Origin of the sequence: Alcaligenes phenolicus, from assembly GCF_032063905.1 — a bacterium.
Taxonomy (GTDB): Bacteria; Pseudomonadota; Gammaproteobacteria; order Burkholderiales; family Burkholderiaceae_B; genus Alcaligenes; species Alcaligenes phenolicus.
Map to the genome: position 1 here is coordinate 105,554 of NZ_DAMBOE010000005.1, position 23,636 is coordinate 129,189.

General features: G+C 58.4%; 21 protein-coding genes. 11 read left to right on the forward strand and 10 right to left on the reverse strand.

Going from position 1 to position 23,636, the window contains the following annotated elements; translation table 11 throughout:
- Nucleotides 1-167 precede the first annotated feature (167 nt).
- The 8 genes from U2949_RS11915 to U2949_RS11950 form a co-directional block, all read right to left on the reverse strand.
- Complete coding sequence (locus U2949_RS11915; protein ID WP_321287936.1) at nucleotides 168-2,705, reverse strand: TonB-dependent siderophore receptor; 2,538 nt, start codon at nucleotides 2,703-2,705, stop codon at nucleotides 168-170.
- Nucleotides 2,706-2,940: 235 nt separating this feature from the next.
- Entirely contained in the window at nucleotides 2,941-3,954 is a 1,014-nt protein-coding gene (locus U2949_RS11920; RefSeq protein WP_321287938.1) for a FecR family protein, read from the reverse strand.
- A gap of 12 nt (nucleotides 3,955-3,966) precedes the next feature.
- Complete coding sequence (locus tag U2949_RS11925; RefSeq protein ID WP_321287939.1) at nucleotides 3,967-4,527, reverse strand: sigma-70 family RNA polymerase sigma factor; 561 nt, start codon at nucleotides 4,525-4,527, stop codon at nucleotides 3,967-3,969.
- A gap of 142 nt (nucleotides 4,528-4,669) precedes the next feature.
- A complete protein-coding gene (locus U2949_RS11930; RefSeq protein WP_026483911.1) occupies nucleotides 4,670-5,674 on the reverse strand; it encodes an ABC transporter ATP-binding protein in 1,005 nt (334 codons plus the stop codon).
- Complete coding sequence (locus U2949_RS11935) at nucleotides 5,671-6,645, reverse strand: ABC transporter ATP-binding protein (protein WP_026483910.1); 975 nt, start codon at nucleotides 6,643-6,645, stop codon at nucleotides 5,671-5,673. Before U2949_RS11935 ends, U2949_RS11930 begins: the two co-directional genes overlap by 4 nt.
- A 3-nt stretch (nucleotides 6,646-6,648) precedes the next feature.
- Nucleotides 6,649-7,563: an ABC transporter permease gene (locus U2949_RS11940; protein ID WP_026483909.1), complete on the reverse strand. Its 915-nt coding sequence runs from the start codon at nucleotides 7,561-7,563 to the stop codon at nucleotides 6,649-6,651.
- Between the two features lies 1 nt (nucleotide 7,564).
- Nucleotides 7,565-8,551, reverse strand: a complete 987-nt coding sequence (locus tag U2949_RS11945) for an ABC transporter permease (protein WP_009461210.1) — start codon at nucleotides 8,549-8,551, stop codon at nucleotides 7,565-7,567.
- Nucleotides 8,552-8,706: 155 nt separating this feature from the next.
- Entirely contained in the window at nucleotides 8,707-10,278 is a 1,572-nt protein-coding gene (locus U2949_RS11950; protein ID WP_321287942.1) for an ABC transporter substrate-binding protein, read from the reverse strand.
- A gap of 213 nt (nucleotides 10,279-10,491) precedes the next feature.
- Here U2949_RS11950 and dinB point away from each other — a divergent pair, with 213 nt between their 5' ends.
- The gene (gene dinB / locus U2949_RS11955) at nucleotides 10,492-11,661 is read left to right on the forward strand and encodes a DNA polymerase IV (protein WP_321287944.1); all 1,170 of its coding nucleotides are present in this window, start codon (nucleotides 10,492-10,494) and stop codon (nucleotides 11,659-11,661) included.
- A 273-nt stretch (nucleotides 11,662-11,934) separates the two neighbouring features.
- Nucleotides 11,935-13,125 carry an acetylornithine transaminase gene (locus U2949_RS11960; protein ID WP_009461207.1) on the forward strand — a complete coding sequence of 397 codons (1,191 nt, stop codon included), beginning with the start codon at nucleotides 11,935-11,937 and terminating at the stop codon, nucleotides 13,123-13,125.
- A gap of 116 nt (nucleotides 13,126-13,241) precedes the next feature.
- Here the strand turns inward: U2949_RS11960 and U2949_RS11965 are convergent, their stop codons facing one another.
- Together U2949_RS11965 and U2949_RS11970 are read right to left on the reverse strand one after the other, a co-directional pair.
- Entirely contained in the window at nucleotides 13,242-13,568 is a 327-nt protein-coding gene (locus U2949_RS11965; RefSeq protein ID WP_321287946.1) for a helix-turn-helix domain-containing protein, read from the reverse strand.
- The gene (locus tag U2949_RS11970) at nucleotides 13,552-13,815 is read right to left on the reverse strand and encodes a type II toxin-antitoxin system RelE family toxin (protein WP_257723339.1); all 264 of its coding nucleotides are present in this window, start codon (nucleotides 13,813-13,815) and stop codon (nucleotides 13,552-13,554) included. Before U2949_RS11970 ends, U2949_RS11965 begins: the two co-directional genes overlap by 17 nt.
- A 334-nt stretch (nucleotides 13,816-14,149) precedes the next feature.
- Between U2949_RS11970 and U2949_RS11975 the strand changes: the two genes are divergently transcribed.
- The 9 genes from U2949_RS11975 (at nucleotide 14,150) to U2949_RS12015 (ending at nucleotide 23,636) form a co-directional block, all read left to right on the forward strand.
- Nucleotides 14,150-14,977 (forward strand): MetQ/NlpA family ABC transporter substrate-binding protein, encoded by an 828-nt coding sequence (locus tag U2949_RS11975; protein ID WP_026483903.1) that lies wholly within the window; start codon nucleotides 14,150-14,152, stop codon nucleotides 14,975-14,977.
- On the forward strand, nucleotides 14,977-15,819 hold the full coding sequence (locus tag U2949_RS11980; RefSeq protein ID WP_051316309.1) for a MetQ/NlpA family ABC transporter substrate-binding protein: 843 nt from the start codon (nucleotides 14,977-14,979) through the stop codon (nucleotides 15,817-15,819). Before U2949_RS11975 ends, U2949_RS11980 begins: the two co-directional genes overlap by 1 nt.
- Before the next feature lies 1 nt (nucleotide 15,820).
- Nucleotides 15,821-17,026: a methionine ABC transporter ATP-binding protein gene (locus U2949_RS11985; protein ID WP_257723340.1), complete on the forward strand. Its 1,206-nt coding sequence runs from the start codon at nucleotides 15,821-15,823 to the stop codon at nucleotides 17,024-17,026.
- On the forward strand, nucleotides 16,998-17,660 hold the full coding sequence (locus U2949_RS11990; protein ID WP_026483900.1) for a methionine ABC transporter permease: 663 nt from the start codon (nucleotides 16,998-17,000) through the stop codon (nucleotides 17,658-17,660). Before U2949_RS11985 ends, U2949_RS11990 begins: the two co-directional genes overlap by 29 nt.
- A 155-nt stretch (nucleotides 17,661-17,815) precedes the next feature.
- Nucleotides 17,816-19,081: an SfnB family sulfur acquisition oxidoreductase gene (locus U2949_RS11995; protein ID WP_321287949.1), complete on the forward strand. Its 1,266-nt coding sequence runs from the start codon at nucleotides 17,816-17,818 to the stop codon at nucleotides 19,079-19,081.
- Nucleotides 19,082-19,085: 4 nt separating this feature from the next.
- Nucleotides 19,086-20,285, forward strand: coding sequence for an SfnB family sulfur acquisition oxidoreductase (locus U2949_RS12000; RefSeq protein WP_321287951.1), 1,200 nt, complete (start codon nucleotides 19,086-19,088; stop codon nucleotides 20,283-20,285).
- A 165-nt stretch (nucleotides 20,286-20,450) separates the two neighbouring features.
- Nucleotides 20,451-21,275, forward strand: a complete 825-nt coding sequence (locus tag U2949_RS12005; RefSeq protein ID WP_257723343.1) for a MetQ/NlpA family ABC transporter substrate-binding protein — start codon at nucleotides 20,451-20,453, stop codon at nucleotides 21,273-21,275.
- A 16-nt stretch (nucleotides 21,276-21,291) separates the two neighbouring features.
- Nucleotides 21,292-22,719 (forward strand): LLM class flavin-dependent oxidoreductase, encoded by a 1,428-nt coding sequence (locus U2949_RS12010; protein ID WP_321287954.1) that lies wholly within the window; start codon nucleotides 21,292-21,294, stop codon nucleotides 22,717-22,719.
- 71 nt (nucleotides 22,720-22,790) lie between these two features.
- Nucleotides 22,791-23,636 (forward strand): MetQ/NlpA family ABC transporter substrate-binding protein, encoded by an 846-nt coding sequence (locus U2949_RS12015; protein ID WP_321287956.1) that lies wholly within the window; start codon nucleotides 22,791-22,793, stop codon nucleotides 23,634-23,636.

Here is a 23,636-nt window from a genome sequence, read left to right on the forward strand (position 1 = left end):
AACACCGCGTTTTTTGCATTTAGCCCGTTCGTGGCCCAATGACTTCTGGCGCTCTAGCCTGAATATGGCATTGGGTGCAGCGCCGTAGTGCAGCGTATCGTCAGACCACAAGATACCCAGAGCGCTGCGATCAGAGCGCTTGAGTACCTCGTTCGTCACGTTCAGCGTCAATATTGGGCGCGCAGTGTCAGCATGACGTTGCGTGGATCACCGTAGTAGTTGTAGGCGCGTTCGTGGGCAATATAACGGTAGTACTTCTTGTCGAACACGTTGTTCAGGTTGAGGGTGGCTGAAACCTTGGGCGTGAAGTCGTAGCGCACCATCAGGTCGGCCACGGCGTAAGGATTTTGCTCGATACGGATCGTGCCGGCCGTGTTCTCGTACAGGAACTTGGTCTGCCACGTGAAGCCACCCCCCACTGTCCACTGGCGCAACGAGCCTGGCAGGCGGTAAGAGGTAAAGAGCTTGAACATATGCTCGGGTGTGCGGGTATTGAAGGGCTTGCCCTGGTTAGCCGCATCCTTCACGTACTTGGTGGTGTTGTAGGTATAGCCAGCCGTCAGATTCCAGCCTGGAGCCAGTTCACCCGTCAGTTCCGCTTCAATCCCTTCGCTGCGTACTTTGCCAGCCGCAATCGAGCAGTAATCGCTGGTGGTGTAGGGGCATGGTTTGGGGCCGTCCAGATCGGTCTGGGCGCGGTTGGTCTCCTCGATACGGAAGGCGGCTAGCGAAGCCTGCACGCGGCCATCCTGGAATTCGCCCTTGATACCCGCTTCGTAGTTGGCGCCCACGATGGGTTTGAGCAGCGAGCCGTTGCGATCGATGGCGTTTTGCGGGCGGAACACGTCGGTGTAGCTGGCGTACAGCGAGTAGTTATCGTTCAGATCGAGTATCAGACCGGCGTACGGTGTGAACTCGCCATTGACCTTGTAGCTCGAGGAGGCCGTGTTGGCGCCCGTCAGCAGATTGGTGCTGTCGCTGCTGTAGTCCCACCAGCTCCAACGACCACCCACGATCAAGGTGAGCGGATCGGCAAGGCTTAGACGGGCGGCGGTATAGATGCCCGACTGTTTGGTGGTGGTGGCGGTGCGCGATTCATAAGGCCCGATATTAGGCGGAGGCAGCGAGGTGGGGTCCCAGTTAAAGACATCGGGCCGGATGCTGGCGTATTCACGCAGCGGCACCTGATCGGTCTCGGTAGGGTTGCGGCGCATATTGGCACCCACCACCAGTTCATGCTCGCGGCCCAGCAGTGAGAACGGGCCCGAGGCGTACAGATCCACGCTGGTCTGGGTGCGGTTCAGGCTGCTGGCTCGTGCGTAGTTCAGGAGTGGGCCCTGGTGCGTGTTGCGGTCCACGCCCGCGCCCGAGGCGGACAGAAACACCGTGTCTACGTCGTAGTGCTGGCGGTTGGCCGACAGCTTGGTCTGCCAGCCGTTGTCCATCTCCCAGGTCAGATCGCCGAACACGGTGGTGCTGCGGGTGGCGCGGTGGTTCCAGTCGGCACCCAGGTAAGTGCTGCGCGGCAGTTCGAGATCGCCACCATCGGCAAAGAAGACGACGCCAGTGCCGTTGGGTGTGCCTTTGGTGCGCTGATGATCCACCCCCACAGTGGCCGTCAGCGAGGGGGTGAAGTCGTACTGCAAGACGCCATACACCACTTCCTTGCGTTCCTTGACGTGATCCACAAAGGAGTCGCGGTCGTCGTGCACGGCTACCACTCGCCCGCGCAGATCACCGCTCTTGTTGAGTGGACTGGATACGTCGGCTTCCACACGGTAGCTGTTCCACGATCCCACCATTGCGCTGCCGCTGGCGGCAAATTCGCGCGTGGGTTGCTTGCGTACCAGATTGAGCGTGCCGCCCGGGTTGCCGGCCCCCTGTAACAGACCCGCGGCGCCGCGTACCACTTCCACGCGGTCGTAGATGGCCATGTCGGCGGCCGCTTCCGAGCCTCCTGCGCCCAGCGAGACAGGCACGCCGTCAAGCTGTGCCGTATCCAGCGAGAAGCCGCGAATCTGATAGGTTGTGCCCAGCACTTCGCCTTCTTGTACCTTGACGCCGGTGGCCTGCTTGAGTGCGTCATTAAGCGTGAGCAGACCCTGATCGTCCAGTCGCTGGCGTGTGATTACGCTGACCGACTGCGGGGTTTCTCGCGCTGACAAGTTCATGCGCGTGGCCGAGCTTGCCGATGCGTTGGTGTAGCTGCCTGTGCCTTCGGTCCTGGGATTGAGCTGTCCACGTACGGTCACGGTGCTTAGCTGGGTGACGTCACCGGCAGGTGCCTCCGGGACTTGGCGCAGATGGTAGCTGCCATCCGAGCTGGCAACGGCGGTCAGGCCGGTACCGGCCAACAGTGCATCCAGCGCGGCCTGGGGCGAAAACGTGCCGGAAACGCCTGGGCTGTTTCTGTCTCTGGCCAGTTCACCGGCTCCAGCGACCAGTACGCCGGACGCGCTTGCAAAGCGAGCCAGCGCTGTGCTCAAGGGGCCCGCTGGAATGCTGTAGCTTTGTTGCTTGGCAGACGCACTGTTAACGGCTTGGGCGTGGGCTTGAGGGTGCCAGCTTGCCAGGCTTAATGCACTGCTGGCCAGGGCGAGTTGCAGCACGCAGGTCAAGGGGCTTAGTTTGAAACCGGATCGGAAAAAGTGCATGGCACCAGAAGGGTGCGCCCCGCGGGCGACAGGCTGGGAAGAGCCGGGCATGATGAATTCTGCTCCTTGGAAGCGGTGTAGTCGGCGAGAGCGAGCCGGTTTGCGTGTGTCCTGGCCGGGTTTTGGTTTTGTGCCAGGGGACGGGTAAAACGATGCCCTCATCAGGTATATCGGACACGCCAAGGAAAAGCGGAACTTGGAGAAGTGGAAATAGCCGGTTTGAAGCATTGGGCTGCCTGATCAGGCCCTGGAACCGGCTGCTCATGCCCGTGAATGTGCGCCTGAATCAAGGCTGGTGCTCGGCCAGTTCAATGCTGACCCACCAGGGCAGGGTCCGTTTGATGCGAATGGGGAGCACCCCTTCCAGCATTCTCAAGGCCCGGTCCGGGTCGGTGGAGGGATAGCTGCCAATTACAGGAAGCTGGGCAGCCTCGGGCGAGACGCCAAGGTAGCCACCGCGATAGCGTTGCAATTCGCGCACGACCTCGATCAAGGGTGTGTTGTCGGTGACGAGTATGCCTTTGGTCCAGCTTTGCCGCTCGGGCAGGACAGCAGTGGTAGCCGCAATCTCGGTACGCGAAAGCTGGGTCTGCTGACCGGCATGAACAATGTGCTGCTTGCGCTTGTTTGCCGTGTCCACCTGTACCGCGCCTTGATATACCGCTAGAAAAGTCTCCTGACCGTCCAGTCGCACCGTAAAGCGTGTCCCCAAGGCACGCAGCAAGCCTTGACGGGTTTCGACCAGAAAGGGCCGTGCAGGATCGGCCGCTGTATCGATCAGAATTTCACCCTGAACCAGGGAGAGCAGCCGTTGACTGCCTCGGTAGTCGTGGTTCATTGCGGTGTCGGAGCTGAGCCAGACGGTAGAGCCATCGGGCAAAGTCAGCTGGTGGACTTCACCACGGGCGGTGCGATGCTCGGCAGACCAGGCCATTACTGTGCCGGGCAAGGACGTATGTTGCCAGGCCAGCCAACTGCCCAAACCGCTGCCTGCCAGTGTGCCCAGGCCCAGCAGCAATTGGCGGCGGCGTCCCATGCGTTGGTTGGCCAGGCAATAGCTTTGGACGGCGGCCTGACGGTTATCACTGTTCTGGATAGGCTCAAAGCGGCCACTGATGCGCTCTACATACTGCCAGGCCTTGCGATGCTCGGCCTGAGCGGCCAGCCAGCCTTGCCAGCGTTGCTGGTCCTGGGCCGAGGCCTCGTCCGAGCGCAGCAGGGCAAACCATTCGGCGGCCTGCTCCAGTGCGTCAAATGAAGGCTCCAGCGTATCGTCGGGATGTGGTTCGGAGGTGCTCATGGGGGCGGGCAATCAGCGCGGCTCGGGCAGGCTGGAGGCCTGATGCACGGGCATGTCAGCGGCGGTATGGCGGGCTTCCAGTTTCAAGCAGCACAGCATGGCCTGGCTAAGGTATCGGTGCACCATGCGTGTGGACACGCCCAGCGCCTCTGCAATTTCCCGGTTGCTCATGCCGTCGGCCATGGCCATGAAAAAGGCATTGCCCACTTTGGCGGGCAGTGTGCGCAACATGCTGTCTATCTCTTGCAGGGCTTCCAGCACCAGGGCCTGGTGTTCGGCAGAAGGAACCAGGGCGGCCGGGCGGTTGGCCAGCTCTTCCAGCCAGGCTTGTTCGATTTGGCGGCGTCGCCATAAGTCCACGCACATGCCATTGGCCATGAGCCGCAAATACACACGGGCTTCGGGTTCGCTGCCGAATTGTCGGGGTTTTTGCAGCAGTCGAACAAAAACGTCTTGGGCCAGATCGGCTGCGTCAAAGGAATTACCTAAGCGGCGTCGTAGCCAGCTTTGCAACCAACTGTGGTAATTCCGATAGAGCGATTCCGCGTCTGGTGAGAAGGCGGCGTTGTGCATGATGCGTTCCAGTGGTGCCTGCTCAACCAGAAAAATGGCAGAGATTCGGGCAATGAGAACTGAGAATAATTCTCAATTATCAGAAAAAACCGCCCATTCGGCAAGCTGCCGTGGGCGGTTTTACTGTTGGCATCGCAAGCGATCAGGCCTGATCGCGCCCTTCTTCTACGGCATGGCAAGCTACTTCTTGCGGTCCGGTTTGCAGCAAAGCCGGGGCTTCGCGGCGGCAGCGATCATTGGCTAGCGGGCAGCGTGGATGGAAGGTACAGCCCGATGGCGGGTTCAGTGGATTAGGCACTTCACCGGCGACCGGGATGCGGCTTTTGCCCGCCCCGCTCATGTCGGGAATGGCCCCCAGCAACATGCGCGTGTAGGGGTGGCGAGGCTGCGCGAACAAATCGTCGCGTGGCGCAATTTCCACAATCCGGCCCAAATACATGACGCCAACCCGGTCGGCCACGTGATGCACCACCGCCAGGTTGTGCGAGATGAACAGATAGGTCAGCCCCAGTTCGCGCTGCAAATCCTTCATCAGGTTCAGTACCTGTGCTTGTACTGATACGTCCAGCGCCGAGGTGGGCTCGTCACAGACGATGAATTCGGGTTGCAGGGCCAGAGCACGGGCAATGGAAATACGCTGGCGCTGGCCACCGGAGAACTGGTGCGGGTAACGCTGGGCGTCGCTGGGGTTCAGACCCACTTGCGTCAGCAGCTCGGCCACTTTGGCGTCTTGCTGGGCGCGGCTCATGTCCGTGTGGGTAACCAGTGGCTCGGCAATGATGCGGCCCACGCGCCAGCGCGGATTCAGGCTGGCATAGGGGTCCTGAAAAATCATCTGACGGCGCTTGCGCATGGATTTTTGGCTGGCCTTGTCCATGGATTTCAGGGACTGGCCGTCAAACAGAATCTCGCCGCGTGTCAGCGAATACAGGCCCGTCAGCAAACGGGCTACGGTGGATTTACCGCAGCCGGATTCGCCTACCAGGGCCAGGGTTTCACCCTTGTTCAGGGTGAAGCTGACACCGTCTACTGCGCGCAGATTTACCTTGGGTTTGCGGTAGACCAGGCGTTCCAGCAAGGGCGGGGACACATCAAACCAGCAGGCAGCGTCCTTGACCTGGACCAGGGCTTGTTTAGGGGCGCTCATGCGGACTCCTGTGCATGCAGCCAACAGGCCGCCTGTGTTTGTGGGGGAACAGGCAACAGCTCGGGGCGTTCGACCAGGCAGCGATCAAAGCGACGATCACAGCGTGGATTGAAGGCACAGCCGGGCGGGATGGCGTTCAGGCGCGGCATGCTGCCGGGGATTTGCTCCAGACGCTCCAGCCCCGCGTGCAGATTGGGAATGGAACGCATCAAGCCACGGGTATAAGGGTGGCTGGGTTTCTGGATTACATCCTGTACAGGGCCGATCTCGATAATGCGCCCGGCGTACATCACGGCCACACGGTCGGCGGTCTCGGCAATCACTCCCATATCGTGGGTAATCAGCATGACCGAGGTGCCTTGCGAGCGACAGAGCTTTTTCAGCAGGTCGATAATCTGCGCCTGAATGGAGACGTCCAGCGCGGTGGTGGGCTCGTCCGCCACGATCAGCTTGGGCTCGGCTGCCAGGGCCAGCGCAATCACCACCCGTTGGCGCATGCCGCCGGAGAACTGGTGTGGATAGTGGTCGATACGCTCGCGCGCGGCGGGAATGCCGGTGGCTTCCAGCAACTCGATGGCGCGTTCCCGTGCCTGTTTCCAGGACAGGGGAAGGTGCGTGACGATGGTTTCAGCCAGTTGATGACCCACGGTATAGAGCGGGTTCAGCGAGGTCAGCGGGTCCTGGAAGATCGCGCCAATCTTGCGGCCACGAATCTTGCGCATCTGGTCCTGGTTCAGATTGTCGATGCGCTCGCCTTCCAGCAGGATCTGGCCGCCGCTGATGCGACCGGGGGCATCGAGCAAACCAATAATGGAGGAACCCGTCAGGGACTTGCCAGCACCGGATTCCCCCACCACTCCCAGCACTTCGCCGGGGGCGATGGAAAAGGACACATGATCCAGTGCTTGGAGCACACCACGCCGGGTCGGGAATTCGACACACAGGTCTTGGACAGTTAAGAGTGCAGTCATGGCTTAGCTCAATTTGGGGTTCAGGGCGTCACGCAACCAGTCGCCCAGGAGATTGACCGACAGCACCAGCAGCACCAGCATCAGGCCAGGGAAAATCGTGATCCACCATTCGCCGGAAAACAGGAAGTCGTTACCGATCCGGATCAGCGTGCCCAGGGAGGGCGAGGTGGCCGGAACGCCTACGCCCAGAAAGGACAGCGTGGCTTCGGTAATGATGGCGGTGGCCAGATGCACGGTGGCCAGCACCAGCACGGGGCCCATCACATTGGGCAGCACATGGCTGAACATGATGCGCGGCGAGGACACGCCAATGACGCGGGCAGCCTGCACGTACTCACGGTTTTTCTCCACCAGCGTGGAGCCGCGTACGGTACGGGCATATTGCGGCCAACCGGCCAGCGCAATCGCCCCGATCAGCACCGGAAAGGCGACCACATCATGCATGTTCAAGGGGAACACGGCACGGGCTACACCGTCGATCAGCAAGGCAATCAGGATGGCCGGGAAGGACAACTGCACATCGGCCACACGCATGATGAAGGCATCTACACGGCCACCGGAGTATCCGGCCAGCAGGCCCAGCACGATACCGACCAGCATGGACAGGGCTACCGAGGCCAGACCGATCAGCAAGGAGGTTCGCGTCCCGTACAACAGGGCCGAGTACAGGTCACGGCCCTGGCTGTCCGTCCCCAACCAGTATTGAGGCGAACCGTTTTCCGACCAGGCCGGGGCCAGCAAGGCATCCATCAGGTCGATGGAGGTCAAGTCGAAGGGATCGTAAGGAGCCACCCAGCGGGCACCCAGCGCGCCGATAAACAGCAGCAAGGCCATGATGGTGGCGGCAATGGCTACGGGGGAATGACGCCAGGACCAGACCAGATCGCTATCCCAGGCGGTTTTCAATTTAGCGAACATATTAGTGCCCCTTGGCGCCCGACAATTGGGTGCGCAGACGTGGATCGACCAGGAAGTACAGCAGGTCTACCAGCAGGTTGATCACAACAAATACCAGGGCAATCAGACAGAGGTAGGCCGCCATCACGGGGATGTCGGCAAATTGGACGGCCTGGATAAACAGCAGACCCATGCCCGGCCACTGGAACACGGTTTCTGTCACGATGGCAAAGGCGATGATGCCGCCCAGTTGCAGGCCCGTGATGGTGATAACCGGCACCATGGTGTTTTTCAGGGCGTGACCAAAGTGGATGGCGCGTTGCGACAAACCACGGGCACGAGCAAATTTGATGTAGTCGGCGCGCAGTACTTCCAGCATCTCGGAGCGCACCAGACGCAGGATCAGCGTGAGCTGGAACAAACAGAGCGTAATGGCGGGCAGGATCAAATGCTTGATCCCGTCCCAGCTAAGCAGGCCGGTACTCCACCAGCCAAACTTCAGGACTTCTCCCCGGCCATAACTGGGCAGCCAGCCCAATTGCACGGAGAAGATCAGGATCAGCAAGATACCGATCAGGAAGGTGGGCAGTGATATGCCCAGCAATGAAAAGGCCAGAATGCTTTGCGCCATGAAGCCATTGCGCTTCAAGGCGGTGTACACCCCTAGCGGCAGGCCTATCAGCAAGGCCAGTATGGCGGCCACTACGGATAGCTCGACGGTGGCAGGCAGGCGATCTTTGAGCAGAGTGGAAACAGGTTGGGCTTGCCGCAGGGACAGGCCAAATTCGCCTTGTACGGCCTGGGATACAAAGCGTCCGAATTGCACGGGGGCGGGTTGGTCCAGCCCCAGGCTGGCACGCAGTTCCACGCGATCTTGTTCGGTTGCGTCCTGTCCCAGCATGATGGTGACCGGGTCACCAATGTAGCGGAACAGCACAAAAGCCAGAAGGCTGACCGTCAGCATCACCAGAACAGCCTGGATCAGACGGCGAATAATAAATACCAGCATAGGCGGTCTCCTGGTAGAGCGCGAGGATCACTCGCGACCAGTGTCGTCCTTAATGTGTAGAAAGGGCCCGGCAAGGGGGCTGGTGTAGAAAAAAATGACTACAGCGTAATGGGAACCAGCCCCGCACGGAGGCGGGGCTGGGGTATGAAAACAACTTAGTCGATGGTGGTCCATTGGGCCAGCATGCGGTTGTCCGCACGATGAATCACGTTGACCTTCTTGGCCATGGCCCAAGGAATGATCTGGTCATGCAGGGGGATGTGACCCACTTCCTTGGCATGAATTTCCAGAACCTTGTGGATGGCCGCATCGCGCTTGGCGGTGTCGGTTTCAGTCTTGATCTGGTCGATCAAGGCGTCCACTTCGGCGTTTTCGTAGCCACCAAAGTTAAAGGAGCCGTCTGCGCCCTCGCCCTTGCTGTGCATCAGGCTTTGCAGGGTGTACAGCGCGTCAAAGGTCGGCACGCCCCAGCCAAACATGTAGGCGCTGGAGTCAAAGCTTTGTACTTTGGGGAAGTAGGTGGCACGTGGCATGGCGTTCAGGTTGGCTTTCACGCCGACCTTGGCCCACATGCCCACGATGGCCTGGCAGATGGCTTCATCGTTGATGTAGCGATCGTTCGGGCAATCCAGGGTGAAGGTTAGAGAGTTGTCGTAACCGGCCTCTTTCAGCAGTTCCTTGGCGCGATCCTGGCTGTAAGGCAGGCGCTGGGCTAGCTCTTTGGTGTAGCCGTGAACCTGAGGGGCCACCATGGTGCCGGTGGGGGCGGAAGAACCGCGCATTACGGCTTTCTTGATGGCTTCAATGTCGATGGCCACGTACAGGGCTTCACGCACACGCTGGTCAGCAAAGGGGTTCTTGCCCTTGATGCTGCTGTACTTCAGTTCCGGATTCTTCTGGTCCAGACCCAGGTAGATGGTGCGGTACTCGTTGCCTTCCACAATCTTGGTTTGCTGGCGCAGACGCTGCAAGTCCTGCGCAGGCGGGTCCAGAACCAGGTCCACTTCGCCCGACAGCAAGGCGGCGGTACGGGTGGCGTTCTGCTTGATCGGGACGTAGATCACTTCGGTGACATTACCCACCTTGTTGCCCTTGTTCCACCATTCTTCGTTTTCGACAAAGACGGTGCGCACGTCCACTTCACGCGACTTCAGCTTGTAAGGGCCGGTACCGTTGGTGTTGCGAGCCGAGTAGGTTTCTTCGTTCTTGTTGAAGTCCTGAGGCTGGGTGACATTGTTCTTTTCCGACCAGGCCTTGTTCATGATGAACACACTGGTCAATTGGCGTAGCAGAACCGGGTTGGGCGCGGCAGTGATGATGTCCACCGTCTTGTCGTCCACTTTTTCAGCCTTGACGATACCGTTCACGTAGGCCTTGAAGTTGGACGTAGGGGCCATGGCGCGCTGGACGGAGAACACCACGTCATCGGCGGTAAAGGGAGCGCCATCGTGGAATTTCACCCCTTCGCGCAGCGTAAAGCGCCACACAGTAGGTTCGCGCTGTTCCCAGGCCGTGGCCAGGCTGGGCACAATCTGGAAATCCTTGTCGTAGTCCACCAGCGCCTCATAGACATACATGCTGCCTGTGATCGTGAGGTTTTCGTTCTGTGCGTGTGGGTCCAGCGTCATGAAGTCGCCCTGGCTGGACCAGGTAAGCGTTTTGCTGTGGCCCACCAAGGGCAGGGCGACCAGAGCTGCCAGCGCAGCAGCCAATACTGTTTTTTTCATGAAAACCTCCTGTTGGGGTGCTTGGTGTCGCTGATAGAGAGGCTGCATAGTAACCGGGCGCTTGCTACCGATTCAATACGTAGTTTCAGCCTGCTGTCAGCTTAACGATGTTTAGTGATTTATATCATCCCGGCGCTTATTCAGTGGCTCTCGGTGCACCGCTGACTTGTCGCTATAATGGTGTACATATATACAGTTAACAGGCTGATCAAGGTGGCGGCACAAGAAGAAAAACCTCTGGAGCGGCGTATTGCTCATGTGGATATGGATGCGTTTTATGCCTCGGTGGAGCTGCTGCGCTACCCGCATTTGCGCGGCAGTCCCGTGGTGATTGGCGGGCGCAGTGCTGATGCGCCCAGGCAATTGCCCGATGGCAGCTGGCAACATGCCCGTCTGGCCGATTATGTGGGGCGCGGGGTGGCCACGACCTCGACTTATGAAGCGCGTCAGCTGGGTGTGTTCTCGGCCATGGGTTTAATGAAGGCGGCCCAACTGGCACCCGACGCCATCTTGCTGCCTGCTGATTTTCAAGCCTACCGCCATTATTCGCGCTTGTTCAAACAGGCCGTAGCCACGGTCTCGGACCATATCGAGGACCGGGGTATCGACGAGATCTATGTAGACCTCAGCCATAAAACCGAAGACAGCTACGAACTGGCCGAGCAGATCCGACAAGCCGTGAATCAGGCTACGGGCCTGACCTGTTCGGTAGGCATCACTCCCAACAAGTTGCTCTCCAAAATTGCCTCGGAACTGAACAAGCCCAATGGGGCCTGTGTGCTGACCATGGACGATGTGCCTTCCCGCATTTGGCCGCTGGCCGTGGGCAAGATCAATGGCATCGGTCCCAAGTCGGTTGTGAAGCTGACAGAAATGGGCATAGAGAAGATTGGGGAATTGGCTGCCACACCCGCAGAGAAATTGCAGGAACATTTTGGCCTGCGCTACGCGCAATGGCTGATGGCCGTGGCCCAAGGCCAGGATGAGCGCCCCTTATCCACCGACCGCACGCCTAAATCCATTAGCCGTGAAACCACCTTCGAGCGTGATCTGCACGTGCGCATGGATCGGTCCCGCCTGTCTGCTGTGCTGGAGTCCTTGTGTGAAAAGCTGGAGCAGGATTTACGCAAATCCGCCATGTGCGCCCAAACCATCGGCATCAAGCTGAAGTTCGAGGACTTCAAAACCGTGACGCGTGACCTGTCCCTGCCCGCTCCGGTGCTGGCGGCAGATGCCATTTTGGCCGCCGCCCGCCAGAATTTGAAACGCGCCGTGCTGGACAGGCGCTTGCGCCTGCTGGGTGTGAAAGCCAGCGCCCTGCTGCCTATCAGTGAAATGCCGCAGGAGCAGCCCCGGCAACTGGATCTGGACGGCTTGTTTTAGGCAGGCAGATCTTTGGAAGGCCGCCTGGATGACAGGTTTTATACAAACGCGTCCCGGCGACTCCCACCCCGATATCGTGCAAAGATTTCAGGCTTAAAACGTTTTGGCGCCTGCCAGGGCGCGGATGTGTACCAGAAAAGGGACAATCCACGGCCAGATGGCCATTGTCCCAGGCATAAGCGTCCTGCCGGGGGTGTGCTGCGTTAGAATTAATTGTCCAGCCGCCGGGCTGGTTTATTTTTTCTTCTTTCATTTTCATCAAGGTTTGCCGTTATGGAATTCGATCGGGCCGGTGTACGTGCATTAATGGAAATTACCCAGCGTCCGGAGTTGGTCTTTGTGCGAGGAGAAGGTTCCTGGCTGCAAGATCACAACGGCAAGCGATACCTGGACACCGTCCAGGGCTGGGCCGTGAACGCGCTGGGCCACAGCCCTGCCAACGTGATCAAGGCGATCACCGAACAAGCGTCCAAATTGATCAACCCTTCGCCTGCGTTCTACAACGAGCCCTCTATCGAGCTGGCCAAGCGCATCGTGGAGCACTCCTGCTTTGACCGCGTGTTCTTTGCCAACAGTGGTGGCGAAGCCAACGAAGGTGCCATCAAGCTGGCGCGCAAATGGGGTCAGATCAACAAGAACAACGCTTACAAGATCATTTCTTTTGAGCATTCTTTCCATGGCCGTACCCTGGCCACCATGTCCCTGTCCGGCAAGCCCGGCTGGGATCGCATGTTTGCTCCTCAGGTCGACGGTTTTCCTAAAGCCAAGCTGAACGATCTGGAATCCGTGCGCGCGCTGATCGACGATCAAACCGTGGGCATCATGCTCGAACCCGTACAGGGCGAGGCCGGTGTTATTCCCGCTACCGTGGAATTCATGAAGGGCCTGCGCGCTCTGGCTGACGAGCACAAGTTGCTACTGATCGTGGACGAAGTGCAAACCGGCATGGGCCGTACCGGCACCATGTTTGCCTACGAACACTCGGGCATTCGTCCTGACATCATGACCCTGGGTAAAGGCATTGGTGGCGGCGTGCCCCTGTCGGCACTGTGTGCCCGCGAAGAAGTGTCCTGCTTCCAGCCAGGTGACCAGGGCGGTACCTACAACGGTAACCCCCTGATGACCGCTGCTGGCGTGGCCGTGTTCGACGAATTGGCTGCTCCTGGCTTCCTGGAGTCGGTCAACGCCCGCGCCAAGCAACTGTCCGAAGGCCTGCTGGCCATCAGCGCCAAGTGGGGTATGAATGGTGAGCGTGGTGAAGGCCTGCTGCGCGCCCTGATCCTGGATCAGGACGACGGCCCGGAAATCGTGGCTGCTGCCCGCGACCGCGCTCCAGAAGGCATGCTGCTGAACTCGCCACGTCCTAACCTGCTGCGTTTCATGCCAGCCCTGAACATCACGGCCGACGAAATCGACCTGATGCTGGCCTGGCTGGACGAAATTCTGGTCAAGGTTCGCGGCTAAGCGGCCAGCTTGCTGTAAAGAAATCCGCCTTCGGGCGGATTTTTTTTGGTCTTTGGGTTTTGGTAGCCCTGCGGGTCTGGCGGTTTGGCGCAGGCCTGCAAACCGCCGTTCCTGGCTTAGAAGTCGAGTTGCTCCGGTGTAATCCCAAGCGCGGCGGCAATGCGCTCCAGGCTGCTTTTGCGTAGCCGCTCGCTGCTCTCTTGCTGAGCATAGGCAGATTGGCTGATACCCAGACGAGCGGCCAGTTCTGCCTGTGTCAGTCCAAGGTGTTCACGCCATGCCCGAACCGGCGTTGCACCGTCGATCGTGCTGCTGACGACGGCGTGGGGGATTAGCCCGCCATCCTGGGCCTGGCTGGCGATGTAGTCCTGGTAGGGAACCACGACAAAAGCGGGATTGCCGTCCGGGCCATTGATGATCTGAATGTTAGTACGTGCGTTCATCGCGCTTTCTCACTTCCTGGATGTCGATAATTCTTATCTCTACGTCCCAATCAAACAGGACGCGATAGTTTCCGATGCGCAGGCGATAGCCATACTGGGGATTCGTCAGCGCTTTGATGTTCTGCGATCCGGAGCAATTGGGCATGTCAGCCAAGTTGCCGACACCGTCGCGGATAGCGCCCTGGTGTTGCCTGTCGATCTTGTGCAGTTGTTCGGCGGCTTTGGGTGTCCAGAATATCGAGTTCATGGACAAAATATAAGTTAATTATAAGTTAAGTCCCTTGATATAAGTTTTTGGAAATTGTGCGGAGGACGGCAAAAAACATTTTTGACCCCTGTTCTTGCACTTCCACGGCTAACTTGAAACGCGCATGAAATATCACAAATGCCATCGTTGGCAGTATTTAGTTTATTTTCAAAAATAATATAAATATCAATAACTTGAAGTAATTTCATCCAGCAGTTAGCCAGCATAAGTAAATGATTGTTCTGTTGTGGTGCCAGGGGAATGGAGTCGATGTAATAGAAGCTTCCAAGATTTGCCTGCAAGCGCAGGCCTACCCCGTGAGGCACTGTTTACCATGCTCCAGCAACTGTCCAAACTCATCGTAGCTAGTGCCCTTGTGCTGGCTGTTTCTCCGGCCATTGCCGCCGATTCTTTACGCATTGGCGTGGTGCCGGGCGCCTATGCCGATTCCATCAATGCAGCGGCCAAGGATGCCAAGGCCCAAGGCATCAATGTCGAGGTAATCGAGTTCACCGACTGGACCACGCCCAATGTGGCGGTGGATAACGGCGATATTGATATCAATTACTTCCAGCATCAGCCTTTCCTGAAGAACGCCATCGAGAAAAATGGCTACAAGCTGGCCAGTGCGGGTACGGGCATTCTGGCTAATGTGGGGGTGTATTCGCTCAAGCATCAGGCGGTGGACCAGGTCCCTCAGGGCGGCAAGGTAGGCATTGCCAACGACCCCGTGAACCAGGGGCGTGGTCTGCTCTTGCTGCAAAAAGTCGGGCTGATCAAGCTCAAGCCAGAGGTCGGTTATCTGGGCAGCCTGGATGACATTGTGGAGAACCCCAAAAAGCTCAGTTTTGTGGAAGTAGAAGGCCCGCAGCTGGTGCGTATTACGGGGGATGTGGATATTGCCCAAGGCTATCCGCATTTCATCGTGGCGGCCAAAGCCTTTGATCCTTCCAGTGGCCTGGCCTACTCCGGTATTGAAGATGCACAGTTTGCAATTCAATTCGTGGTGCAAGCTGATCGCACCAACGATCCTGTCATTCAAAAGTTCATTTCCATCTATCAAAACTCGCAGTCTGTGCGTGACGTGTCGCGTGCGGCATTCAATAACGACGAGCGCCTCTACACCCTGGCCTGGCTGAACACCCAAGGAGGGGCGAAATAATGGCTGCGATCTTCTCCTCTCGCCTGCAGCGTTGGGCGCTGGGCATCCTGTTTGCCGCTGCCCTGCCGTTCAGCAGCTCTGCCGCCGTGATCAAAGTGGGTTCCATTCCTGGCGCAACCTCGGATGCGGTGCAAGCGCTGATCCCGGAAGGCAAGAAGCAGGGTCTGGATATTCAGCTGGTGGAATTTACGGATTGGACGCTACCCAACGAGGCCGTCAATAACCGCGATATTGATGTGAATTTCTTCCAGCACGAAGCCTTTTTGAACAATGCCATCAAAGAGCGTGGTTACGACCTGGAATTGATCGGTCTGGGCTTGCTGCAAAACATTGGCCTGTACTCGAACAAGTATCAGTCTCTGGACCAGGTTCCCAAGGGCGCAACCGTGTCCTTGCCGAATGATCCGGTCAATCAGGGCCGTGGCCTGTTGCTGCTGCAAAAAGCGGGCCTGATCACCTTGCGTCATGGTCTGGATACCGGGGCTACGGTCAATGATGTGGTGGACAACCCCAAGCAGCTCAAGTTGGTGGAAATTGAAGGCCCGCAACTGATCCATTCCTTGCCGGATGTGGATTTGGCCGTAGTCTGGCCCAGCTATTTTGTCAGCGCTGGCCGCAAGGCGGATGCGGGCAAGGCCCTGGTCTATTCCGGCATTGCCGACACCTTCTATGCAATGGGTTTTGTCACGCGCAAAGACCGCGTCAACGACCCTGCCCTGAAACAGTTCGTGGAACTGTTCCAGCAGTCGCAGGCGGTACGCAACACGATTGCAGACCGCTTTGATCACAACCCCCATCTGTACACCTTGCCCTGGCAAGGTAGCAGCACAGCGAGCAAGTGATATGGCATACACATCAGCACTACGGCGTAATTTGGACGAGCTACGGGACACCGCCGAACAGGCCGCAGGACAGCGCGAGGTTCATAAGGCCAGTGCGTCTGTCAAAGCGGAACTGGAACAGCAGCCCAGCGTCGTCAAGGCGGGCAGCGTGGCCTTTCGCAATCTGTCCAAAATCTATCAGTCCTCGGCAGGCGCTGTGCCTGCCTTGCAGGACATTGATCTGGACATAGAGCCAGGCAGCATCTTCGGCATTATTGGACGCAGTGGTGCGGGTAAATCCAGCTTGCTGCGCACTATCAACCGGCTGGAGCGCCCGAGCAGCGGCCAGGTACTGGTGGATGGCGCGGACATTGCTCGCTTGAATGAATCGGAACTGGTGCAGTTGCGTCGCCGCATCGGCATGATTTTTCAGCACTTCAACTTGCTGTCTGCCAAAACGGTGTACGAGAACGTGGCCCTGCCCTTGAAGGTGGCCGGGGTGTCGGCGCAGGACATTGCCCAGCGTGTTCAGGAGCTGCTGCAACTGGTTGGCCTGCAAGACAAGGCCGATACCTATCCCAGTCGTTTGTCGGGCGGGCAAAAGCAGCGTGTGGGCATTGCTCGCGCCTTGGCAACCGGCCCGGAGATCTTGCTGTGTGACGAAGCCACTTCGGCACTGGACCCGGAGACTACGCAATCCATTCTGAGTCTGCTCAAGGACATTAACCGTCGCCTGGGCATTACCGTCGTGCTGATTACGCACGAGATGAGCGTGATCCGCGAAATTGCCGACCGCGTGCTGGTGCTGGAAAAAGGCCGCATTGCCGAGCTGGGCGAGGTCTGGCGTGTGTTTGGCAAACCGCAGCATGATGCCACCAAGGCACTGCTGGCACCCTTGCAGCACACACTGCCGGAGGACTTGCAGGCACGTCTGGTGCAGCAGCCTCCTGAAACCGGGACCTATAGCCGCATCCTGCAATTGAGCTATAGCGGCGAAGGTGGCTGGGAGCCGGATTTGCTGCGCATTGCCCGCAGCCTGCCTGGCCAGCCGCAACTGGTTCATGGTGGCGTGGACCGCATTCAGGGCCATGCTCATGGCCGTCTGCTGGTGGCTCTTGAAGGGCATGTGAGCCTGCCCGATTTGAAATCCCTGACGCAAGGTCCGGCGGCCATCGCGCATCACATTGAGGACATTGGATATGTTGTGGAATCTGAGTATCCCCGCTGAACGTTATTGGCAGGCGTTTCTGGACACGCTGATGATGGTGGGCGTGTCGGGGGGCATCGCCTTTCTGGCTGGTATTCCGCTGGCGGTGCTCTTGATTGTGACGGCCCCTCATGGCTTTTGGGAGTCGCCCAGGATCAACCGGGCGGTGGGTAGCGTGGTGAATGGTTTTCGGGCCACGCCCTTCATTGTTTTGCTGGTCGCCTTGATCCCCTTCACGCGTTTGCTGGCAGGCACCACGATTGGAGTGTGGGCGGCTATTGTGCCCCTGGCAATCAGCGCCACGCCGTTCTTCGCACGGATTGCCGAGGTCAGCCTGCGCGAGGTGGACTCGGGCCTGATTGAAGCGGCTCAAGCCATGGGCTGCAAGAAGTGGGACATCGTGCGCCACGTCTACTTGCCCGAGGCACTGCCCGGCATTGTGGGTGGCTTCACCATCACCATCGTGGCCTTGATCAGCTCCTCGGCCATGGCCGGTGCGGTCGGTGCCGGTGGCCTGGGTGACTTGGCGATCCGCTACGGCTACCAGCGTTTTGATACGCAGGTGATGCTGATCGTGATTGCCGTGTTGATTGCTTTAGTGACTGTGGTGCAGTTTGCCGGCGACCGCTACGTGCAGTGGCTGCGCGCACGTTGATCCGAGTGCGGCCAAGGGCTGGCGCACGTAGTGGCGTCGCCTTGGCAAGGAATGTGATGTTCTTTGTTTGCTCGGACGCTCTGTCTTGAGCCGGGACGCAGGTGCTGGAAGCTGCGTCTATTCCTACCGTTTTTAGTCATTGAAAAGAGTGCCGTATGAATGATCGGATTACTCAGGGCGGAGCTTTGCCCGAAGCATCTGCAAAGCCGCGTCTGCCCTTGCCCCCCCAACAGCCTCATGCGATTGGCAGCGAGGCCGAAGCCCTCGCCATTGCTCGGCAATTGGCCACTGAATTTGCTCAAACCGCTGCCGAGCGCGACCGCCTGCGCCAGCTTCCCTGGGACGAGATAGAGCGCTATACCGCCAGTGGCCTGGGTGCCATCACTATCCCCAAAGCCTATGGCGGTCTGGAAGCTTCCAACGAAACGCTGGTGCAGGTGTTTGCCATCATCAGCGCGGCTGATCCTTCCCTGGGTCAGATCCCGCAAAACCATTTCGCGCTGATCCAGAACCTGAAAGATACCGGGACCGAATCTCAAAAGCAGCGTTGGTTCAAGGCGGTGCTGCAAGGCGCACGTTTAGGTAATGGTGGGCCGGAGAAAAAGGGCAAGGCAGCGGTGATTACCGACATCACTGCCCATCTTGCTCGGGCAGCGGATGGCTGTTTGCGTGTCAGCGGTACACGCTTTTATTCAACCGGCGCCTTGTTCGCGCATTGGATTCCTTTCCGGGCTGCGGATGAGCAAGGCCGTGGCGTGCAAGTCTGGGTACGCCGCGATGCGCCTGGTGTGCAGGTGATTGATGACTGGAATGCTTTTGGGCAGCGTACAACCGCCAGTGGCAGTGTGGTGTTCGATCAGGTTCTGGTCGAGGAGGACCATGTGCTGGAAAGCTGGCGCTTTGCGGACAAGCCTTCCTTGTCGGGCCCGATTTCCCAATTGATTCAGGCCAGTATTGATGCCGGTATCGCTCAGGGGGCCTTGCAGGATGCACTGGAATTTGTCCGCAATCGTGCGCGCCCCTGGACCGATTCGGGTGTGGCCAGTGCCACGCAGGACCCTCATATCATTCAGGAAGTCGGGGCCTTGCAGATTGAGGTGGATGCTGCTCAGGAAGTCTTGCTGGAGGCAGCGCGTTTGCTGGATGAATTGGCCGCCAAGCCCGTGGATGCAGACAGCAGCGCCCGTGCTTCTGTAGCCGTTGCCGAGGCCAAAATCCTGACGACGGAAGCGGCCCTGAATGCCAGCGAACAGCTCTTTGCCTTGGCCGGTTCATCGTCCACCCGTGCGGCTCATAACCTGGACCGTCATTGGCGTAATGCCCGCGTGCACACCTTGCATGATCCGGTGCGTTGGAAATATCACTTGCTGGGCAATTATCTGCTCAATGGCGCCTCGCCGTCTTATCACCAATGGAATTGAGGCCATGACAACACAGCTTTCTACATCCGTACACATCATCCAGTCCGAGGCCGAAGCGCTGCAAGCCGCCGAGCAGTTTGCACAATTCATTGCCCAACATGCGCTGGAGCGTGATCGCGACCGTATCTTGCCGCATCGCGAGGTGGAGCAATTCAGTCAAAGTGGTTTGTGGGGCATTACGGTCCCTAAAGAATACGGGGGCGCGGGCGTTTCCACCGATGTGCTTACCCGTGTCGTGCAGCGCATCGCCCAGGCTGATGGCAACTTTGGCCATATTCCGCAAAACCACTATTACGCGCTGGAAGTGTTGCGCGTGGGGGCGACGCACGAGCAAAAAGCCTTTTTCTACGATCAGGTGCTGCAAGGCAAACGCTTTGGCAATGCATTGGCAGAGATCGGCAAGAAGGACTTTGTACGTCGCACGCAATTGTTGAAAGAGCCGGATGGCTGGTTTGTGGATGGCCGCAAATTCTATTGCACGGGCTCGCTGTTTGCACACTGGATTCCCACGCTGACAACCTCGCCTGATGACGGCCGCCTGTATCTGGTTTTTGTACCGCGTGGGGCTGCAGGCGTCACGCTGACAGACGACTGGGACGGCTTTGGCCAACGTGTCACAGGCAGTGGCTCGGTGGAATTCACACGTGTTCCTGTGCAGCCGCAATGGGTCGTGCCGTTTACGGATTCCTTCGAACGCCCGACCACTATTGGCCCTTATGCCCAGATCATCCATGCAGCACTGGATTTGGGCATAGGCCAAGGGGCTTTCGAGGCCACCTTGCCTTTCATCCGCGAGCACAGCCGCCCCTGGATTGCCGCAGGCGTGGACAGCGCCGCACAGGACCCTTTGCTATTGCAGGAAGTGGGCAATGTGCATGTGCGCCTGCGTGCCGCGCAAGCGCTGCTGGCCCGCGCTGCCCGCTTTGTGGATACCGCTCAGCAAGCCCCGGATGAGGACAGCGTGGCTCAGGCATCCATTGCCGTTGCGCAGGCCAAAGCCCTGGCTACCAGCGCCAGTGTGCTGGCAGGTAGCAAGCTGTTTGAACTGGGAGGCACCAGCGCTACGCAAGCCCAGCATGGTCTGGATCGCTACTGGCGCAATGCCCGCGTCCATACCCTGCATGACCCGGTGCGCTGGAAGTATCACGCCATTGGCAACTACGCCCTGAATGGCGTGCGTCCGCCGCGTCATGGTGCTTTGTGATACCACCTGGAAAGCTGTGTTTGGGTATGGCTGCAAGGATGCAGGACAGATGCTCCACATGGCTCAAGGCGAGCTAATAAATATGTTTTAGCAAGGCATACATACGCTTCGATATGGCCTGTGTTCCAGGCCACGAGCCTTTCTCTTTTATCTGGATTTTGATTGATGACTATCTCGAAAATTTTGAAAAAACTGACGGCACTAAGCCTCGTTTCTACCGCCGCCTTGCTGAGTAGCACAGCGACCGCAGCTCCTTTGAAAATCGGTGTTGTGCCCGGAATTTTTGCGGACTCGGTGGCTGTTGCCGCGCAGGAAGCCAAGAAGCAGGGTGTAGATGTGCAGGTGATCGAATTTACCGATTGGGCCACGCCGAATGTGGCGCTGGATGCGGGCGATATTGATCTGAACTACTACCAGAACAGTAATTACCTGGCCAATGCGGTGCGCGACAAGGGCTTCAAACTGGTCAGCGTGCAGCCGGGCATTTTGTCCTACCTGGGTCTGTATTCCCTCAAGCACGCCACCCTGGCTGATTTACCCGATGGTGCAAAAGTGGCGATTGCCAGTGACGCCGTCAACGTAGGCCGTGGGCTGCGTCTGTTGCAGCATGCGGGTTTGATCACGCTGCGCCCCGAAACCGGCTTGCTGGGTACTCCGGATGACATTGCTTCCAATCCCAAAAACTTGAAGTTTGTGGAAGTGGAAGGCCCGCAATTGGCACGTGCCACGCAGGACGTGGATCTGGCTCAGGGCTTTCCGTATTTCATCCTGGCCTCCAAAGCCTTTGATGCTACGAAAGCCTTGTCCTTGACCAGTTACGAGGACGATTCCTGGGCGATTCAGTTTGTGGCCCGTAGCGACAGGACGGAAGACCCGCGCATTGCCCAGTTCCTGGAGGTCTACAAAACATCGCCCGCGGTGCGCGAGGCAATCGATCAGTTCTACCAGGGCGAGAAAAAGCTGTATCGGCTGACCTGGTTGCCGCATTAAGCAAGGAGAATGCCCCATGACGCAGCCCAAGAAACACATCCATATCAACGCTTTCAACATGAATTGCGTCGGCCACATCCACCATGGTTTGTGGACGCATCCGCGTGATCAATCCACGCAGTATCACACTCTGAAGTACTGGACGGATCTGGCCCAAACGCTGGAAAAAGGCTTGTTCGACGGCATTTTTCTGGCTGATGTAGTTGGCTATTACGACGTCTACCAGCAAGGTGTGGACTTGACGCTGCGCGAGGGTATTCAACTACCGGTGAACAACCCCTGGCTGCTGGTCTCGGCCATGGCAGCCGTCACGCAGCATATTGGCTTTGGCCTGACGGCGTCAGTGGCGGCGCATCACCCCTACACCTTCGCACGCGATGTCAGCACGCTGGATCAGCTAAGCAATGGCCGCATAGGCTGGAACATCGTGACGGGTTATGTGGATAGCGGAGCGCGGGGTTTGGGGCAGGATGGTCTGGATGCACACGACAGCCGCTATGACCGGGCCGAGGACTTTCTGCAGTTGGCCTACAAGCTGTGGGAAGGTAGTTGGGAAGATGGCGCGCTGATTGCCGATAAGCAGCGTCGCATTCATGCCCTGCCCGAAAAAGTGCATACCGTGCATCACGAAGGGCCGTTTTATCGCAGTAATGCAATTCATATGAGTGCGCCCTCTCCTCAGCGCACGCCTCTGCTGTTCCAGGCAGGCACCTCGGCGCGGGGGCTGCAGTTTGCCGGGCAACATGCTGAAGGGGTTTTCATCGGTGCGCGGGATCCGGAAGCGGCCAGGGACTCGTCCCGCAAGTTGCGTCAGGCAGCGGTCAATGCGGGACGGCGAGCGCAGGACCTGAAGATTTATGCGGGCGTGGCGGTCGTCACGGGCGCGACAGAAGCCGAGGCTAAAGAAAAATATGCCGACTATTTGGCCCACGCCAGTTCCGAGGGCGGCCTGGCGCATTTTGCGGCCAGTACTGGCGTGGACTTTGCCCAGTATGACCTGGACGAACCAATCAGCTTTGGCCCCAACAACGCGATTCAATCCGCAGCGGCCGCAGCCCAGAAACAAGGCTGGACGACGCGCCGCAAGCTGCTGGAGCAATTCACGCTGGGTAGCCGCTACAAAACCATTGTGGGCGATCCACAGCAAGTGGCAGATGCACTAACTACCTGGATTGATGAAGGCGAGATCGACGGCTTCAACCTGACCCGCATCGTTGTGCCTGAAACCTGGGAGGACTTTGCGAGCTACATCGTGCCCGAGCTGCAAAACCGGGGCCGCTATCGCACGGCTTATGAAGGTGGAACCCTGCGCCAGCAATTGTTTGGACAAGGAGATCGGGTATCTGCCACGCACCCTGCCGCGCAGTGGCGGCATTTGGTGCCCGGTTCGACCCCGGAGGCGGGATCGGATGAGGCGGCTACCTCTGCCTTGCAGGCAAGCTGATTAGGGCGAGAAAGAGCCAGTATCTGCTGCGTTGGATCATTTTTGACGACCCCTTTTATAAGGTCAGGATCATGTTGTTTGCCCGTTTTTCTATTCGTGCCGTGTTTGCCTTGGCAGCTTTGGGCCTTGCGGGCCATGTGTCTGCTGCTGCATTGAAAATCGGCGTCACGCCCGGCTCTTTGGCCGATTCAGTTGCCGTGGCGGCCAAGGAAGCCAAGCAGATTGGACTGGAAGTGGAAGTCATTGAGTTCACCGACTGGACCATGCCCAATACCGCCTTGGCCTCCGGGGACCTGGATCTGAACTACTTCCAGCATCAGGCTTTTTTGGACAATGCCGTCAAGGAAGGTGGCTATGCCATTGAAAGCGTGGCTTATGGTTTATTGCCCAATATTGGCTTGTATTCCAAGCAGTATTCGTCCTTGGATGCGCTGCCCGAAGGCGCTTCTGTTGGGGTGGCGAGCGACCCGGTGAATCAGGCGCGTGGCCTGCTGCTTTTGCAGACGGCTGGCCTGATTCAGCTGAAAGAGGGTGTGGAGGCACGTGCCTCGATTCATGATGTGACGGCCAACCCCAGAAAGCTGCGCATTGTGGAAGTCGAAGGGCCGCAATTGGTGCGCGCAGCGGATGACCTGCCCTTGGTCCAAGGCTATCCAGCCCATTTTGTGAACGCCGGGCAGGCCGAGCTGGCCAGCAAGGCCTTGCAGTATTCCACGGTAGATGACCTGTACTACGCGATTCGCTTTGTGGCTAGAAGCAGCCATAGAGATGATCCGCGCATACGCCAGTTTGTGGATCTTTATCAAAACTCCCCTGCCGTGGCCGCGCAGATCGACGCGTCTTTTGCGGGAGACAAGAAGCTGTATGCCTTGCCGTGGAAGACGGCGGGTCATACCTCCATTACGCAGGTTCCTTGA